We start from the raw sequence: 15,384 nt of genomic DNA, 5'->3' as shown, positions 1-15,384 counted from the left end.
AACGTCCGGATCAGGCTTTGGTAGAAAAGCGATAGCCGGTGCCGCGCACGGTTTGTACCAGGTTTTCGTAGGCATCGCCGAGGGCTTTGCGCAGGCGCCGGATATGCACGTCGACGGTGCGCTCCTCGACATACACGTTGCCGCCCCAGACCTGGTCCAGCAACTGGCCACGGGTGTAGGCGCGTTCCTGGTGGGTCATGAAGAACTGCAGCAGACGGTATTCGGTCGGTCCCATCTCCGCCGGTTTGCCGTCGATGGTCACGCGGTGGCCGATCGGGTCCAGCAGCAGGCCGCCCACTTCGATTGGCGCTTCGCCATCGGTAGGGCCGGCGCGGCGCAGCACGGCCTTGAGGCGCGCGACCAGCTCGCGTGGGGAAAAGGGTTTGGTGATGTAGTCATCGGCGCCGACTTCCAGGCCCTGGATCTTGTTGTCCTCTTCGCCCTTGGCGGTGAGCATGATGATCGGGATGTCCCCGGTCAGCTCGTCGCGCTTGAGGCGGCGAGCCAGCTCGATGCCGGACGTGCCGGGCAGCATCCAGTCGAGCAGGATCAGGTCCGGCTTGCGGTCGACGATAATGGCGTGGGCCTGCTGGGAGTTCTCCGCCTCCAGGCAGTCATAGCCGGCCATTTCCAACGCAACGGCGATCATTTCGCGAATGGGCGCTTCGTCGTCGACGATCAGAATGCTCCTGCCAACCATGCCTTAATCCTCTTGTCATTTAACTGTCTTGCGCCGCATTAGATAACGGAATTATTGCAGTCGTGTGACAGTATTTTAGTCGCCCGGCGATTGTCATGAACCTGGACTAAGCTCTAAGTCCGAATCCTGACTACCACAAACGGAAGGTTTCCATGAAACACATTGCTCAATCCTGGAAGGCTTTGCTGGTCACCGCTGCGCTAACGCTGCCGACCATGGCCTTCGCCGCCGACCCGGCGATGATGAAGGGCGGCATGATGGTCGACCATAAAGGCATGACCGTTTACACGTTCGACAAGGACTCGGGCGGCAAGTCGATGTGTAATGATGATTGTGCCAAGAATTGGCCACCCATGATGGCTCCGGCCGGAGCCAAGGCCGAAGGAAAATTTACCCCGATCAAGCGAGATGACGGCACGATGCAGTGGGCTTACGACGGCAAACCGCTGTACACCTTTGTGAAGGACGAAAAGCCTGGAGAAGCGAAGGGCGACAAAATGAAAGACGTCTGGCACGTCGTGCACGAGTCGCAAAAGTAACCGTAATCCAAAAAAGATCGCAGCCCCTTGGAGCTGCCGAACGCTGCGATCTTTTAAATCCTCAACGCAGCCCGTAATCCAGCACAATCCCGACAAAAATTGCCAACCCGGCCCAGTGGTTGTGCAAGAACGCTTTGAAACAGCGCATGCGGTCCTTGCTCCGGGTGTACCAGAACTCCCAGGCAAAACAGCCCGCCGCCACCGCAAGCCCCAGGTGGAACCAGCCCCCCAGCTCGAATTTCGACCCGGCCAGCAACAGGCAACCCAACGCCAGACCCTGCAAGATCAGGATAATCACGCGGTCGGCCTCGCCAAACAGGATCGCCGTGGACTTCACGCCGATCTTCAAGTCATCGTCGCGGTCGGTCATCGCGTAGTAGGTGTCGTAACCCACCGTCCACATCAGGTTGGCGATGTACAGCAGCCACGCTGCCGCCGGCAGTTCACCGGTTTCGGCGGTGAACGCCATCGGCATGCCCCAGGAAAACGCCGCGCCCAGCACCACCTGTGGGTAATAGGTGTAGCGCTTCATGAACGGGTAGCTGAAGGCCAGCGCCAGGCCGCCGAGGGACAACCATATAGTGGTGGCATTGGTGCACAGCACCAACAGGAAACTCACGCCCATCAACAGCGCAAAGAACACCAGGGCTTCCCTGGAACTGATCTTGCCGCTCACCAGCGGCCGCTGTTCGGTGCGTTTTACATGGCCGTCGACCTTGCGGTCCGCCCAATCATTGATCACGCAGCCGCCCGCGCGGGTCAGCACCACGCCAAGGACGAAAATCACGATATTGGCCAGGGACGGCGAGCCCTTGCCGGCAATCCACAGGGCCCACAACGTCGGCCACAGCAGCAGGTAGATGCCGATCGGCTTGTCCATGCGCGTCAACTGAATGAAATCCCAGGCTCGGGGATTCACGCGGTTCAAGGACTTGAGCAGGCTCTGGTACATCAGCAATTCTCCGGATGGGCGCCGGCGACGCTCCACAGGGTCGGCAGGAAGATCTCGGCCACCAGCACACTCAAGGCGCCACGGTCGAAGCGCGAGCGACGGCCCCACAACCCAGGTGTTCGCACTTCCGTCGGCAGCCATGCCTGAGGATAGTGACAAACCTCGATGGCCCGGCGCTGAAAGGCATGATCGCAAAACAGCAATTCGCCCAGCGAACGGCTGCCCAGCGCGTCCATGTGCAAGCCGTCGCCCTGCAGCGCACTGCGTGCCGCGACGCTTCGGGCAAACACCCAGGCCTGGCCATGACCGCGCAGATACACCTCGCGCACCCAACCCTCACTGCCTTCAACCAGGTCCAGGGCTGCACATTCGTCAGCGCGCAAGGGCTGCCAGCCTTCGAATAGCGGCGTGACGCTGAATGCATCATTCGACAGGTGAATGAGGCGTCTTGTCAGCGAGCCTTCATCGAATAACCAATCGAGGGTCGAGGCGGTGGGGAGGGGCGCGAGTTGGCTTCTGGTCACCCAGAAAGGAGATTTTGAGTGCGGCACAGTGAGTCATTATTGGCAGCAAATGAGGCGGCGAGCTTACCATGTCAGCTAATAAGTTTGAGTGATCCGGGCGCCCGTTGCGCCGATCACGCTTGCATCTGACTGGCCCCATCAGTACAAAACGCCCTGAGCAGGACAGCAGTGTTTTATCCATCGACTGTTCGCGCCAGTAAAAGCCTGAATTTGAGGAAGTACCTGTATGAAAAAGTGGCAATGTATCGTCTGCGGCCTGATCTATAACGAAGCCGACGGTTGGCCCGATGACGGCATCGCGCCGGGCACCCTGTGGCAGGACGTGCCGGAAGACTGGCTGTGCCCGGATTGCGGTGTAGGCAAAATGGATTTCGAAATGATCGAAATCAACTAAGACACTTAGAGGAGTAAGGAATGAACGCACCTGTCGTGATTGTCGGCACCGGGCTGGCTGGCTACAACCTGGCTCGCGAGTTTCGCAAACTTGATGGCGAAACCCCGCTGCTGCTGATTACCGCCGATGACGGGCGCTCTTACTCCAAGCCGATGCTCTCCACCGGTTTTGGCAAAAACAAGGATGCCGATGGCCTGAGCATGGCCGAACCGGGTGCGATGGCCGAGCAATTGAAGGCCGAAGTGCGTACGCATACCCGCATCAGTGGCATAGACCCCGGCCACAAGCGCCTGTGGATCGGCGAGGAAGCGGTGATCTACCGTGACCTGGTGTTGGCCTGGGGCGCCGAAACCGTGCGCGTGCCCATCGAAGGTGACGCGGCGGATTGTGTGTTCCCGATCAACGACCTGGAAGATTACGCGCGTTTTCGCGCGGCAGCGGCCGGCAAGCATCGGGTGTTGTTGCTGGGCGCCGGCCTGATCGGCTGCGAATTCGCCAACGACCTGACCCTGGGTGGCTACGAGGTGCAACTGGTCGCGCCGTGCGAACAGGTCATGCCGACCCTGTTGCACCCGGCCGCGGCCGCAGCGGTCCAGGCCGGTCTTGAAAGCCTGGGTGCACGCTTCCATCTCGGTCCGGTGCTCAATCGTCTGCAGCGGGTTTCTGACGGCCTGGAAGCCCATCTTTCCGACGGTCAGGTCATCCCGTGCGACGTGGTGGTCTCGGCCATTGGCCTGCGTCCGCGTATCGACCTGGCGGCGGCTGCAGGCTTGCAGGTCAATCGTGGTGTGATGGTCGACCGCCACCTGAAAACCTCCCACGCCAACATCTTCGCGCTGGGTGACTGCGCCGAGGTCGATGGGCTGAATCTGTTGTACGTCATGCCCCTGATGAGCTGTGCGAGAGCGCTGGCCCAGACTCTCGCTGGCAACCCGACGGCAGTCACCTACGGCCCTATGCCTATTACGGTGAAAACTCCGGTCTGCCCATTGGTCGTATCACCGCCACCACGGGGCTCGGAGGGCGTCTGGACGGTCGAAGGACAGGGCGCAGATATCAAGGTTTTATGCCGCGATACCAACGGCAAACTGCTCGGTTATGCCCTGACAGGCGCGGCCGTGATGGAGAAACTGGCCCTCAATAAAGAGCTTCCGGCACTGCTGGCGTAAATACCGGTCGTTCTGTCGGAATCACCCCCCTTTTGCCCATACATTGGCCGCGCCGACACTGGCGCGGCTCCTCTCTGCGTGCCATCCTCACTCCCGTCTGCCGCAGAGTAGAGCACCTGCGGCGCTTTGGGCGCTGCTCCACAGAGAGCAGCACGGACATAACAACAAAAAACCGTCAAAGGGGCTTCACTAATATGCGTAAACCAGAACTCGCCGCAGCCATTGCTGAAAAAGCAGATCTCACCAAAGAGCAGGCCAACCGCGTCCTCAACGCCGTTCTCGAAGAAATCACCGGCGCCCTGCACCGCAAAGACAGCGTGACGCTGGTCGGTTTCGGCACCTTCCTGCAACGCCACCGCGGTGCCCGCACCGGCAAAAACCCGCAAACCGGTGAGCCGGTTAAAATCAAGGCCAGCAACACAGTTGCGTTCAAGCCGGGTAAGTCGCTGAAAGATAGCGTTAATCCGTAATTCGCATTCCCCTTTGTGGGGTTGCTGAAAAATGGGCACGCCAACCGGGTTGGGTGCCCATTTTTTTGTCACGACGCCGACCCTTGCAGGAGCTGGCGTGCCAGTGAAAGCGGTGTGTCGGCAACATCGAATTGAAGGTGCCAAACTATCCGCGAGGTTATAGGGCGTGTGCATCCAAACGGCGAGTTTGGATTCGTTAAACACAACTGAAAAATGATTAATTCCCTTACAAAATCGAGGAAGCATCCGACGCTTTTTTAAGGTTGGCCTTCGGAAGCGCGAAGGTTAGCGTGGTCACTCCCAATATTCCTCGGAGATTCACCATGCCCAAGATCAACGAATTGCCCTCCGGTTCAATAGCCGAAAGCACTACGCCGTACATCTCGGCGACTTCTAGAAAGTTGCATCATGCCGCCAATCGCGCCCTGGACCATTATCTGAAACCCAATCCTCTGGTAATGAGCGGGGTGCATACGCCCAACACGATCTTTGTCGTGGCGCCTGACATCGACAATGAGACGCTATTGGCCCACGCCTGTGAGTCGTTGGCGTCGGCGAATGTGATGGCCAGTGAAATCGCCGCGATGCTGGAAGGGGCGCATCGCAGCACGATGCTGGCGTTGCAGCAGGTGATCATGCTCGGTGAGTTGGCGGTGAATCGGGTGTTGGATAATGTCGCCCCTTCGCATCCGGCGTGACGCCTGGAGAAGATGTTTCGACAGTGACTTGGTAGTCATCGGCGTCAAAAAACAGGGCATCTTCTCCTAACGTAACTCAAAGGTGGCATTCTGGCTTTTAATCGCTACACTGCGCCGGCCGTTCATTTATCTCTTGAGGCTGTGCGCATGAAATTTCGTTTTCTGCTGTGGATGCTGGGTGTAATGATGGGCAGGGCCAGTCGCTCCAATCCTGCGTTCCAGCAGCAGTTAGGTGACAAGGCGTTGGTGTTTCAGCTGCAGACCCTGGACGGGAAAGTCGCGCGGCACTACCAGGTTAAAGATCAGCGCATTACCAGCAAGGCGGGTGTGCACGCCGAACCGGCGTTTGCGATTGCCTTCAAGGACGCCGCCTACGGCTTTGCCACGATGCAGGCCAAGAACAAGCAGCTGGCGTTCATGACGGGGATCCAGGACAAGTCGATTCAGATCAAGGGCAACCCGGCGCTAGTGATCTGGTTTCAGGGGTTGACCAAGTATTTGAAGCCGAAAAAGGTCCGTTAACGACACTCTGACTGTTATTTCTGTCAGGTGGCGAATTGTGTGCGTGGTGTTCTACTCAAGCTTGAGATCCATGGTGGATCTCTCAGACAACTTGATGGAGCAAAATCATGATTCAGGTATCAGGCGCGGCAACCGCGGGCAATCTTGATCTTTCCTTTGGTAACGGTGGCCTGGGAGAACTGCCGGACATGACACGCGGGATGGCCGCTCTGCCGGATAAGAAATTGATCGTTGTAACAGGATCGAACCACCAAAAGAAATTTACGGTGGCAAGGTTTAATGAGGCGGGAGAGTTTGATGAGTCGTTCGGGGAGCGCGGTGTGGTTGAGCTGCCTATTCGCGGACTTGGTATGTTTCCCAGACGAATTGTTGCATTAAACAGTGGGAAATACCTGATCGCAGCCTACCAGACGGGTGCGGTCAGTACCAAGAAATATATCATTCGGTTGCTAGAAGACGGAAGTTTTGATAATTCTTTTGGTGATAACGGCATCGCCACGATTAATATTGCAGATGTTGCTGGCGCCAGTATTGAAAGTGGCGTCAGGTTTTTTAATGGCAGTGAAAGGGAAAACAGTGCGGAGGGTAACTTTTTTTCCGAGGAATGGTTGGCTTTTTCCGAGCTACACGCAAAAATCTATTTGAGCGCGGGTATTACCACCGATGATGAAGGTTTCAAGGGAATAGTTTTTCGCCTTGATGAAGACGGTTCGCTGGATGAGACCTTCAATGGCGGTTACACCGTGCTTAGGGCACAAGACGATGGTTTTAGCATTCGCCTCGGGTCTTTGGCAGTCCATGGGGACGGCGTATTAGTCGGTGCGACGACTTTCCCCGTTGGTGGCTTCCTGGGTGATGCCTTTGTTATTCGCTATAACCAAAGTGGAAGTGCTGATACCTCATTCGGCGACCGTGGAACAGTGCTGATTCGCAGTAAAGCTGATGACCGAAAGTCTATTGTTACTTCTTTGGCGGTAAGAGACGATGGGCTGATTATAGCGTCTGGCGAAGCTAAAAAAGACGGTGCAAATCAAGGGTTGATAACCGTTCTAAATGCTAGCGGTAGCTTTAATCTGATTTTCAACAAAGGGGAGCCGTTGTACGCCGATTTATTGTCAGATTTGTTATTTTCTAGTTGTGTCCTGCAGCAAGATAAAAAGATCATCGTCACCGGACCTGGCGATGCTGGTTACTTGGTCGCTGCTCGTTATGACCTTACCGGCTCTCTCGATCTGACTTTTGGAGACGAAGGGTGGGTTGTCTTCCGCGCACTTGGACAGGTAGGTGTTCGCAGCAGCGAGTTGACGGTCGATAACAAAATAGTTGTTCTTGGTAGAGGCAATAGTGCAGTACGTTACTTGGGGTGATACCGGACCACAAAAGCCGCTCCACATTACCCTGATGTGAGAGCGGTTTTTTTATCCCTGACTGAATTGTGAGGCCAGTTCACGCAGAAGCACTTCAGCCTCAAGCACTTTGCTAACGACGTCCTCGGCCTTGGCACGGCTGAGGCCGAGGCGTTCGAGCAGGGCGTCGGGGATGCCTTCGTCCGGTCCGGAGCCGATGCCGCGGCTGCGCAGCAGGCGCACGGCCAGGCACACCAGGTTCGGGTACTCGGCGAAGGTGCCGTCGTAGCCTGGGTCGTGCTGGAAGCGCAGCGCGGTGGTCAGTTCTTCCGGCATGTCCCAGTAGCGCATCAGCCATGAGCCGATCTGTTCACGGCTGATGCCGAGCAGGTGTTGCTCCACAAAGCTGTGGCACAGGTGCGGGTTGACCTCCAGGTGCCGGCAGATCAGCGAGAAGTGCGGTGGGAATACGTGGGCCAGCAACAGGTAGCCGAAGTTGTGCAGCAGGCCCGCGAGGTAAGTCAGGCCCGCTTCCGGGCGCTGGGCGCGAGGCATGGCGCGGGTCAGGCCTTCGATGACCGCGGCCGTGTAGATCGATTGCTGCCAGTAAGGTGTGCTGTGTTGCGGCTGGTCCTTGGGCAGGCTCAAGGTTTTGCCCAGGGCCAGGCCCAGCGCCAGGTTGATCACCAGGTCGAAACCCAATACCCGGACGATCGCGTCTTCTACCGAGCGAATCTTGCCCGGTGAGGCGTAGTAGGGCGATGCAGCCCAACTCACCACTTGTGCGGCCAGCGCCGGGTCGGTTTCGACCACGCCGGTAATGTCGTCGATGGTGGCGTCGGGATCGACACGCAGCTTGATGATCTTCTGTGCCGTTTCGGCCAGCGGCGGAATCTCGATGGTCGCTTCCAGTCGTTGCTGGATACGTCGTGCGGTAAACGCCTGGACGGCCTGGGAAATTTCCTCACGGTCATCGTCGGGGCGATCGAGGTTGGGGCGGATGCTGCTCAGGTTCACGCCGAAGTTGGCGGCGCTGGCCTTGCTCAGCATGGACCGGAAGGCTTCACTGGTGATCTCCAGCAGTACGCCCGGCTCACCTGAGTTGACCAGCAGCATGGGCTCGCGCAACAGGCTTTCTTCATACAGGCACGGCGAGCTGGTCAGCGATGGCAAGCCCGGCATCAGGCTCAGGTTGTGTTTGCCGAGCATTTTCTCCAGACGCTCGGTCGACACGGCCGTGAGGCGCCGGCCGGTGAGTTCGGTCAGGCGATTGAGGTCCAGCAATTGGCTCTGCGGGTACAGCACCATCAGCGAGCCGACACTGTCATCGAGCAGCACGGCCTGGACTTTGCGCGCGGCATTGAGGCCGTGATGGTCGAGCACTTCTTCGAAAGCGATGCCCATTTTATCCAGCAACAGACGAATGACCGATGGAGCGTGCGGAGTGGCGGGTGCGAGTGCAACTTCGGTCATGGTCTGTATCCGTTTCAAAACAATTTCAGGAGTATAACCAGCTTGCTCAAAACCATGGCCTGGAAACTGAGACGGTGCTCACACTTGGCCGTATTGCTGCCCATGGCGCAACCAGCGGTCGAGTAGCGGGCTGACATGGTCGGGCCAGCGTTCCAGCAGGGCTTGGGCGGCATCGCGTACGGCGGGTAGCAAATCGGCGTCGCGCATCAGGTCGGCGACCTTGAATTGGAGCAGGCCGGTCTGTCGTGTGCCGAGCATTTCGCCAGGGCCGCGCAGCTCGAGGTCTTTTTCGGCGATCACGAAGCCGTCGTTTGTTTCGCGCATGATACCCAGCCGCTGGCGTCCGATCTGCGACAACGGCGGATGGTAAAGCAGCACGCAATGGCTGACCGCACTGCCCCGTCCGACGCGGCCGCGCAACTGGTGCAGTTGCGCCAGGCCCAGGCGTTCGGGGTTTTCGATGATCATCAGGCTGGCGTTGGGCACGTCCACGCCGACTTCGATCACGGTGGTGGCCACCAGCAGCTGCAGGTTGCCAGCCTTGAACTGGGCCATTACCTCGGCTTTTTCGGCAGGCTTCATGCGGCCGTGAATCAGCCCCACTTTCAACTCGCCGAGGGCTGCGGTGAGGTCTTCGTAAGTGGTTTGCGCGGCCTGGCAGGTCAGCTCTTCCGACTCTTCGATCAGCGTGCATACCCAGTAGGCCTGACGCCCTTCGGCGCAAGCGCTGCGCACTCGTTCGATGACTTCGACGCGGCGGGTGTCGGTGACCAGCACGGTGTTGACCGGGGTGCGACCGGGCGGCAATTCGTCGAGGATCGAGGTGTCGAGGTCGGCGTAGGCGCTCATCGCCAGGGTGCGTGGAATCGGCGTGGCGGTCATGATCAGTTGATGCGGGCACATGCGTCCGCCGACGCCTTTCTGCCGAAGCGCCAGACGCTGCTGGACGCCAAAGCGGTGTTGTTCGTCGATGATCACCAGCGCCAGGTTCTTGAACTGCACTTCATCCTGGAACAACGCGTGGGTGCCGACCACCATGGGTGTGCCGCTGGCGATCTGTTCCAGCGCGGCGACGCGGTTCTTGCCCTTGAGCTTGCCAGCCAGCCAGGCGACTTCAATGCCCAGCGGTTCGAGCCAGCGCTTGAAGGTGATGAAGTGCTGTTCGGCGAGGATCTCGGTCGGCGCCATCAGCGCGACCTGATAACCCGCCTCCAGCGCCTGCAGTGCGGCAAGGGCGGCGACCACCGTTTTACCGGCACCGACGTCACCTTGGATCAGGCGCAGCATCGGCTCGTGCTGGCTGAGGTCGTAGGCGATTTCGTTGCCGACCCGCTGCTGTGCACCCGTGGGGCTGAAGCCGAGATTGGCCAGGTACTTTCCCGGCAGTCGGGCGGCCTTGGGCATTGCCGGCGCGCGCAGCGAACGCATGCTCTCGCGCAGGCGTTGCTGGGACAGTTGATGGGTCAGCAGTTCTTCGAAGGCCAGCCGATGCTGGGCCCAGTGATGACCCAGGGCGAGTTCGTCGACGTCGGCATCGGCCGGCGGGTTATGCAGGTAGCGGATGGCATCGGCCAGGGGCGCGAGCTGGTAATCGCGGGCCAGCTCCTTTGGCAACCAGTCGGGCAGGCTGCTGGGGCCAAGCAGGGTCAGGGTTTGCATGCACAGCTGGCGCAGGCGCTGTTGGGTCAGGCCTTCGGTGAGCGGGTACACCGGGGTCAGGGTTTCATCCACAGGCGGCGGTTCGTCGCCGGTGATGGCGCGGTATTCCGGGTGGTAGATCTCCAGGCCCGAGGCGCCGGGCCGCACTTCGCCATAGCAGCGAATCCGCGTGCCGCGCTTGAGGCCTTCTTTCTGTGCATTGCTGAAATGGTAGAAGCGCAGGCTCAGGCCGCCGGTGCCGTCCTGCATGCGCACGACGAGGCTACGGCGCCGGCCCATGACCACATCGGCGCCGCTGACGGTGCCTTCGACCACGGCGTCCTGTCCCGGTCGCAAGTGGCCGATCGGAACCACCCGGGTTCGATCCTGGTAGCGCAGCGGCAGGTGAAACAGAACGTCCTGGAGGTTTTCCAGGCCGACCTTGGCCAGTTTTTCGGCCATGGCTTCGCCGACGCCCTTGAGCGCCGTCACCGACACTTGCGACAACTCGGTCATGGCGTTGCTTAACCGGCCGTCACCGGTGCTGCGGGTTTAGCCACCGAGCACAGGCGAATGGAGTCAGCGAGGATTTCAATGGCCTTCGGCCGCGGGAAGCTCGCACGCCAGGCGATGGCCACGGTGCGATAGGGCACTGGCGCCGACAGCGGGCGAACTTCGATCACGCCGGGGGCGTAGTGATGGCTGTCGACTGCCGACAGCGGCAGGATCGAAATGCCAAGGCCGGAAGCCACCATGTGGCGGATGGTTTCCAGTGAGCTGGACTCCACGGTGGTGTGCTTGGCGCCGTCGTTGCCCTTGGTCAGGGTCGGGCAGGCTTCGAGTACCTGGTCGCGGAAGCAATGGCCTTCGCCGAGCAGCAGCAGACTCTTGTCGTTGAGCAGGCTGGCGTCGATGGATTCTTTCTGTGTCCACGGGTGTTGAGCCGGCATCAGGACATAGAACGGCTCGTCATAGAGCTGCAAGGTCAGCACGTCGGCTTCGTTGAACGGCAGCGCGATAATGATCGCGTCGAGTTCGCCGTTGCGCAGTTTGTCACGCAGCACGTGGGTGAAGTTTTCCTCGATGTACAACGGCATCTGCGGGGCAACCCGGTGCAGTTGCGGAATCAGGTGCGGGAACAGGTACGGGCCGACGGTATAGATCGCGCCGACCTTCAGTGGCGCGGTCAGCTGGTTCTTGCCGGCCTGGGCCAGTTCGCGGATGCCTTGGGCCTGCTCAAGCACCTTTTGCGCCTGGGCAACGATGCCTTCGCCGACCGGGGTCAAGCGCACGGCGCTTTTGCTGCGCTCGAAAATCAGCACACCGAGTTCGTCTTCAAGCTTTTTCACGCCCACCGACAGGGTTGGCTGGCTGACGTGACAGCGCTCGGCGGCATGGCCGAAGTGCTGTTCTTGGGCGAGGGTTACGATGTAGCGTAATTCAGTGAGGGTCATAGCAAGCGTCCATGAAGTTGCGAGCCAAGCATACCGGCTGCAATCGATAGACGCACGTTATCAGACTGCGTGTATCGCGCGACACAGGGCAATGCAAAAGGCAAAAAAGATCGCAGCCTGCGGCAGCGCCTTCACGGGTTAACGTGATCCCTGAAGGCGCTGCCGCAGGCTGCGATCTTTTGATTTGTTGCTTTTAGCGCCGACGCTTTTCCAGCGAATAAACAAACGGAGCAACAATTTCGATGGAGCCATTGGTCAGCATGTCTGCCGGTGGCTTGGGCAGCGGTTGGGCCCGGCGGATCATTTCCAGGGTTGCCCGGTCCAGATCCGCAGTGCCGGAGGCGCCCACCAGTTCGAACGACAGCACGTTGCCTTCGGCATCCACCACGAAGCGCAGCCGGTTCATGCCTTCCTTGCCCCGTGCCTGAGCACTGGCCGGATACTTCTTGTACTTGGCAAGGTGGGCGAGCAAGGTGCCTTGCCAGCTGGCTTTGGCGGCCAGTTGAGCCGGGGATGGGCTCGACGCAGGCTGGGCGGATTTCTCCGTAGGGGCCTGAGTCGGTTGGGCGTCACTTGGCTTGGCTTCCGACGGTTTTTCCTTTGGCGGCTCGGGCTTTTTCTCTACCGGCTTGGGCGGTTGCGGCTTCGGCTTGGGCTTGACCGGCTTGGGCACGGCAATCTCGGCCTTCGGCGCTTCGGCAAGCTTGGGTATCGGCAGTTCTTCAACCGGAGCGGGCGGCTGCGGAGGCGTGACGACCTTAGGCGGTGCAGGCGGTGGCGGGGCGGGAACCGGTGCCAGCTCGACCATCATTGCCTGGGGCGGCAATTCGATGGGCGGGTGGGCAGTCCAGTTCACGGCCAGCGCGATCGCCACTGCGTGAACGCCCAGCACGATCGCCAGGCTACCGCTGTAACGCGTCAGTTTATGGCGCGTAGTGATCATTTCTTGGCTGCCGTCTCAAGTCCGACCAAGCCCACCTTCAGGTAACCGGCGGCGCGCAGATTGTCCATCACGCTCATCAGGTCGCCGTAATCCACGCCTTTATCGGCCTGGAAGAAGATCGTCGTGTCTTTCTTGCCCTGCGTCCTGGCGTCGAGCGTAGCGCCGAGTGTTTCGGCCTTCACTTCATCTTCGCCAAGGAACAGGCGCTGGTCAGCCTTGACGCTAAGGAACACAGGTTTCTCTGGCCGCGGCGCCGGTTTGGCGGTGGATGCGGGCAGGTCGACCTTGATGTCCACGGTGGCCAGCGGGGCCGCCACCATGAAGATGATCAGCAGCACCAGCATCACGTCGATGAACGGCGTGACGTTGATTTCGTGGTTCTCGGACAGATCGTCGTCTGCCCCTTCTTTCAAATGCAGGCCCATGGCCGATTACCCCACTTTCACCATGTGCGGATGCGAGCTGCGCTCAGGCTGGTGGTCGAGGTCGCGGCTGACCAGCAGCAGGACCTCTGCCGACGCGTCGGATACTTGCGCCTTGTAGCCGGCGATGGAGCGGGCGAATACGTTGTAGATCACGACCGCCGGGATCGCTGCCACCAGGCCCAGGGCGGTTGCCAGCAGGGCTTCGGCGATGCCGGGGGCGACGACGGCCAGGTTGGTGGTCTGGGTCTTGGCGATGCCGATGAAGCTGTTCATGATGCCCCATACGGTGCCAAACAGACCGACGAACGGCGCAGTGGAACCGATGGTGGCGAGTACGCCGGTGCCGCTGCTCATGTTGCGGCCGCAGGCGGCCACCAGGCGCTCAAGGCGGAAGCTGACGCGTTCCTTGATGCCTTCTTTCTCACGGCTGCTCGCCGACAAATGCATTTCTTCCAGGGCGTCATGGACCAGCAGGTTGGCCAGGGTGCCTGGTTTGGTCGCCGATGCGGCGGCTTCCTTGAGCGTGGCGGCTTTTTTCAGGTGCGCGATTTCAGTGCGCAGGCGACGCTTGGCGCCCATTAGCTCGAAGCCTTTGGCAATCCAGATGGTCCAGGTAATGATCGAAGCGATGGCCAGGCCGATCATCACGATTTTCACGATGATGTCAGCGTTCTGGTACATGCCCCACGGCGACAGGTCATGGGCCATGCCCAAGCTGTTGTCAGCTTCGAGGACTTCGGGAGCGTCTTCACCGAGAGTGTCTGCCGGTACTGCCTGGGCAGGATCGGTCGCGGCCGGGGTCACCGCCGGAGCGGCGTGATCGGTTGGAGCAGGTGCGGAGGCGGCAGCCGGGGCGACGGGCGCTTGTGCATCAGCCAATGCGGCGGTCGGCGCCAGCACCAGGCTGAGTAGCAAGGCGGCCACCGCGCTCCAGGCGCGAGGTCGTTTGGTAGGCGAAGCGAAGAGTTGATTTCGTGTCATGCTGGGCCGGACCTGAGAGAAAAAGACGGTTGATGTTCTTCCAGGCCTCGTGAGGCCGAGAACAAAGTGGCCAGTATTATTGCAATTAATTCTTGTTAACAGAAGTAATAGAGTCTCTTTTTTTCCTGCATTACTAGCCGCTCGTCCATTGCCGGCGCTAGTTTGTCCATTTTCGAGGAGAGTTTTCTGATGTCCGCGCCCTCTGTTTTGATCGCCGGCTGTGGTGATGTCGGCAGTCGCCTGGCCACGCAATTGTTGGCTGGCGGGTGGGAGGTCCATGGCCTGCGCCGCGACGTTTCACGCCTGCCAAATGGGGTTGTCGGGGTGGCCGGCGACTTGTTCGACAAAGACTGCCCGGCGACCTGGCCGATCGGTGCGGTGGATTACCTGGTGTATTGCGCGGCTGCCACCGATCACGATGAGGCCGGTTACCGCGCCGCTTATGTCCAGGGCCTGCAGCATGTGCTGGAGTGGCTGGGCGATTACGGGCAGGTGCCCAATCGCTTGCTGTTCGTTTCCAGCAGCAGTGTCTACGGTCAGCAGCAGGGCGAGTGGATTGACGAGACTTCGCCGACCGTGGCGGCGGGTTATTCAGGGCGGGTGATGCTCGAGGCCGAGCAAATTGCCCTCAACAGCGGCATCCCGGCCAGCATTGTGCGACTGACCGGTATCTACGGCCCGGGTCGTGAGTGGCTGCTGACTCAGGTTCGCCGGGGGTATCGCGTGGCGGTCGATCCGCCGCTGTTCGCCAATCGAATTCATGCCGATGACGCCGCGGGGTTGATGGCCTGTCTGCTGGAGGCGGATCGGCGTGGCGAGGCACTGGATGACGTCTATATAGGCGTTGATGACGCGCCCGCGGCCCTGGCGGATGTGGTGGGCTGGTTGCGTGAGTATCTGGGTGTGACCGAATGGGCGGAGGACGCCACGGTGCGCCGCACCGGGAGCAAGCGTTGTAGCAATGCACGGGCTAGGGCGTTGGGTTGGACGCCGAAGTATCCGAGCTTTCGCGAGGGGTATGCCGCGATAATCGAAGGGAACGGTTAACTGCCAGGTACCCGAACCGTTTGTGGGAGCGAGCCTGCTCGCGAAGAGGCCGTAACATCCAACAGTCATGTTGTCTGACACACCGCTTCGCGAGCAGGCTCGCTCCCAC

At 59.9% G+C, this 15,384-nt stretch carries 17 protein-coding genes; 8 read left to right on the top strand and 9 right to left on the bottom strand.

All coding sequences use genetic code 11. The annotated features are described in order from the left end of the window. Positions 1-10: 10 nt before the first annotated feature. Positions 11-700, bottom strand: coding sequence for a phosphate regulon transcriptional regulator PhoB (phoB, locus tag NQL71_RS02335; protein ID WP_034149326.1), 690 nt, complete (start codon positions 698-700; stop codon positions 11-13). Between the two features lie 152 nt (positions 701-852). On the opposite strand from phoB, the gene NQL71_RS02330 reads away from it, so the two are divergent. Further along, a complete protein-coding gene (locus tag NQL71_RS02330; protein ID WP_046818566.1) occupies positions 853-1,239 on the top strand; it encodes a COG4315 family predicted lipoprotein in 387 nt (128 codons plus the stop codon). Positions 1,240-1,300: 61 nt separating this feature from the next. On the opposite strand, the gene ubiA is transcribed toward NQL71_RS02330, so the two are convergent. Both ubiA and NQL71_RS02320 read right to left on the bottom strand, forming a co-directional pair. Continuing rightward, positions 1,301-2,191, bottom strand: a complete 891-nt coding sequence (gene ubiA, locus NQL71_RS02325; RefSeq protein WP_046818565.1) for a 4-hydroxybenzoate octaprenyltransferase — start codon at positions 2,189-2,191, stop codon at positions 1,301-1,303. Next, positions 2,191-2,742: a chorismate--pyruvate lyase family protein gene (locus NQL71_RS02320; RefSeq protein WP_274642208.1), complete on the bottom strand. Its 552-nt coding sequence runs from the start codon at positions 2,740-2,742 to the stop codon at positions 2,191-2,193. Before NQL71_RS02320 ends, ubiA begins: the two co-directional genes overlap by 1 nt. Before the next feature lie 199 nt (positions 2,743-2,941). Between NQL71_RS02320 and NQL71_RS02315 the strand changes: the two genes are divergently transcribed. The 6 genes from NQL71_RS02315 to NQL71_RS02290 all read left to right on the top strand — a co-directional run bounded on the left by NQL71_RS02315 (position 2,942) and on the right by NQL71_RS02290 (position 7,335). Then, entirely contained in the window at positions 2,942-3,109 is a 168-nt protein-coding gene (locus NQL71_RS02315) for a rubredoxin (protein ID WP_003437744.1), read from the top strand. 20 nt (positions 3,110-3,129) lie between these two features. After that, entirely contained in the window at positions 3,130-4,278 is a 1,149-nt protein-coding gene (locus NQL71_RS02310) for an NAD(P)/FAD-dependent oxidoreductase (protein ID WP_046818563.1), read from the top strand. A gap of 194 nt (positions 4,279-4,472) precedes the next feature. Further along, on the top strand, positions 4,473-4,748 hold the full coding sequence (locus NQL71_RS02305) for an HU family DNA-binding protein (RefSeq protein ID WP_003213368.1): 276 nt from the start codon (positions 4,473-4,475) through the stop codon (positions 4,746-4,748). Between the two features lie 323 nt (positions 4,749-5,071). Then, complete coding sequence (locus NQL71_RS02300; RefSeq protein ID WP_046818562.1) at positions 5,072-5,446, top strand: DUF6124 family protein; 375 nt, start codon at positions 5,072-5,074, stop codon at positions 5,444-5,446. A 147-nt stretch (positions 5,447-5,593) separates the two neighbouring features. After that, on the top strand, positions 5,594-5,968 hold the full coding sequence (locus tag NQL71_RS02295; protein WP_274642207.1) for a helicase: 375 nt from the start codon (positions 5,594-5,596) through the stop codon (positions 5,966-5,968). A 107-nt stretch (positions 5,969-6,075) separates the two neighbouring features. Then, positions 6,076-7,335: an NHL repeat-containing protein gene (locus NQL71_RS02290; protein ID WP_274642206.1), complete on the top strand. Its 1,260-nt coding sequence runs from the start codon at positions 6,076-6,078 to the stop codon at positions 7,333-7,335. A 51-nt stretch (positions 7,336-7,386) separates the two neighbouring features. Here NQL71_RS02290 and NQL71_RS02285 read toward each other — a convergent pair whose 3' ends face one another. The 6 genes from NQL71_RS02285 to exbB form a co-directional block, all read right to left on the bottom strand. Then, positions 7,387-8,787: an aminoacyl-tRNA deacylase and HDOD domain-containing protein gene (locus NQL71_RS02285; RefSeq protein ID WP_274642205.1), complete on the bottom strand. Its 1,401-nt coding sequence runs from the start codon at positions 8,785-8,787 to the stop codon at positions 7,387-7,389. A gap of 78 nt (positions 8,788-8,865) precedes the next feature. Then, on the bottom strand, positions 8,866-10,941 hold the full coding sequence (gene recG / locus NQL71_RS02280; RefSeq protein WP_046818558.1) for an ATP-dependent DNA helicase RecG: 2,076 nt from the start codon (positions 10,939-10,941) through the stop codon (positions 8,866-8,868). A gap of 8 nt (positions 10,942-10,949) precedes the next feature. Next, positions 10,950-11,879 (bottom strand): hydrogen peroxide-inducible genes activator, encoded by a 930-nt coding sequence (locus NQL71_RS02275; protein ID WP_046818557.1) that lies wholly within the window; start codon positions 11,877-11,879, stop codon positions 10,950-10,952. A gap of 193 nt (positions 11,880-12,072) precedes the next feature. After that, the gene (locus tag NQL71_RS02270; RefSeq protein WP_046818556.1) at positions 12,073-12,822 is read right to left on the bottom strand and encodes a TonB family protein; all 750 of its coding nucleotides are present in this window, start codon (positions 12,820-12,822) and stop codon (positions 12,073-12,075) included. Further along, positions 12,819-13,247 carry a TonB system transport protein ExbD gene (gene exbD, locus NQL71_RS02265; RefSeq protein WP_046818555.1) on the bottom strand — a complete coding sequence of 143 codons (429 nt, stop codon included), beginning with the start codon at positions 13,245-13,247 and terminating at the stop codon, positions 12,819-12,821. Before exbD ends, NQL71_RS02270 begins: the two co-directional genes overlap by 4 nt. Before the next feature lie 6 nt (positions 13,248-13,253). Then, positions 13,254-14,228 (bottom strand): tonB-system energizer ExbB, encoded by a 975-nt coding sequence (gene exbB / locus NQL71_RS02260; protein ID WP_046818554.1) that lies wholly within the window; start codon positions 14,226-14,228, stop codon positions 13,254-13,256. Between the two features lie 189 nt (positions 14,229-14,417). Between exbB and NQL71_RS02255 the strand changes: the two genes are divergently transcribed. Continuing rightward, positions 14,418-15,275 (top strand): SDR family oxidoreductase, encoded by an 858-nt coding sequence (locus NQL71_RS02255; protein ID WP_077184927.1) that lies wholly within the window; start codon positions 14,418-14,420, stop codon positions 15,273-15,275. Positions 15,276-15,384: the final 109 nt, after the last annotated feature.

Origin of the sequence: Pseudomonas serbica (genome assembly GCF_028823535.1) — a bacterium.
GTDB lineage: Bacteria > Pseudomonadota > Gammaproteobacteria > Pseudomonadales > Pseudomonadaceae > Aquipseudomonas > Aquipseudomonas serbica.
Note: the sequence above shows the minus strand (reverse complement) of the source record. Positions and strands in the feature narration are given on the sequence as shown.

Excerpts from the sequence above, each read along its gene's own strand:
- exbD (WP_046818555.1), bottom strand. The coding sequence starts at position 13,247 with ATGGGCCTGCATTTGAAAGAAGGGGCAGACGACGATCTGTCCGAGAAC.
- NQL71_RS02315 (WP_003437744.1), top strand. The coding sequence starts at position 2,942 with ATGAAAAAGTGGCAATGTATCGTCTGCGGCCTGATCTATAACGAAGCC.
- NQL71_RS02275 (WP_046818557.1), bottom strand. The coding sequence starts at position 11,879 with ATGACCCTCACTGAATTACGCTACATCGTAACCCTCGCCCAAGAACAG.
- recG (WP_046818558.1), bottom strand. The coding sequence starts at position 10,941 with ATGACCGAGTTGTCGCAAGTGTCGGTGACGGCGCTCAAGGGCGTCGGC.
- NQL71_RS02300 (WP_046818562.1), top strand. The coding sequence starts at position 5,072 with ATGCCCAAGATCAACGAATTGCCCTCCGGTTCAATAGCCGAAAGCACT.
- NQL71_RS02305 (WP_003213368.1), top strand. The coding sequence starts at position 4,473 with ATGCGTAAACCAGAACTCGCCGCAGCCATTGCTGAAAAAGCAGATCTC.
- NQL71_RS02285 (WP_274642205.1), bottom strand. The coding sequence starts at position 8,787 with ATGACCGAAGTTGCACTCGCACCCGCCACTCCGCACGCTCCATCGGTC.
- NQL71_RS02255 (WP_077184927.1), top strand. The coding sequence starts at position 14,418 with ATGTCCGCGCCCTCTGTTTTGATCGCCGGCTGTGGTGATGTCGGCAGT.
- NQL71_RS02310 (WP_046818563.1), top strand. The coding sequence starts at position 3,130 with ATGAACGCACCTGTCGTGATTGTCGGCACCGGGCTGGCTGGCTACAAC.
- ubiA (WP_046818565.1), bottom strand. The coding sequence starts at position 2,191 with ATGTACCAGAGCCTGCTCAAGTCCTTGAACCGCGTGAATCCCCGAGCC.
- NQL71_RS02290 (WP_274642206.1), top strand. The coding sequence starts at position 6,076 with ATGATTCAGGTATCAGGCGCGGCAACCGCGGGCAATCTTGATCTTTCC.
- NQL71_RS02270 (WP_046818556.1), bottom strand. The coding sequence starts at position 12,822 with ATGATCACTACGCGCCATAAACTGACGCGTTACAGCGGTAGCCTGGCG.
- NQL71_RS02295 (WP_274642207.1), top strand. The coding sequence starts at position 5,594 with ATGAAATTTCGTTTTCTGCTGTGGATGCTGGGTGTAATGATGGGCAGG.
- phoB (WP_034149326.1), bottom strand. The coding sequence starts at position 700 with ATGGTTGGCAGGAGCATTCTGATCGTCGACGACGAAGCGCCCATTCGC.
- exbB (WP_046818554.1), bottom strand. The coding sequence starts at position 14,228 with ATGACACGAAATCAACTCTTCGCTTCGCCTACCAAACGACCTCGCGCC.
- NQL71_RS02330 (WP_046818566.1), top strand. The coding sequence starts at position 853 with ATGAAACACATTGCTCAATCCTGGAAGGCTTTGCTGGTCACCGCTGCG.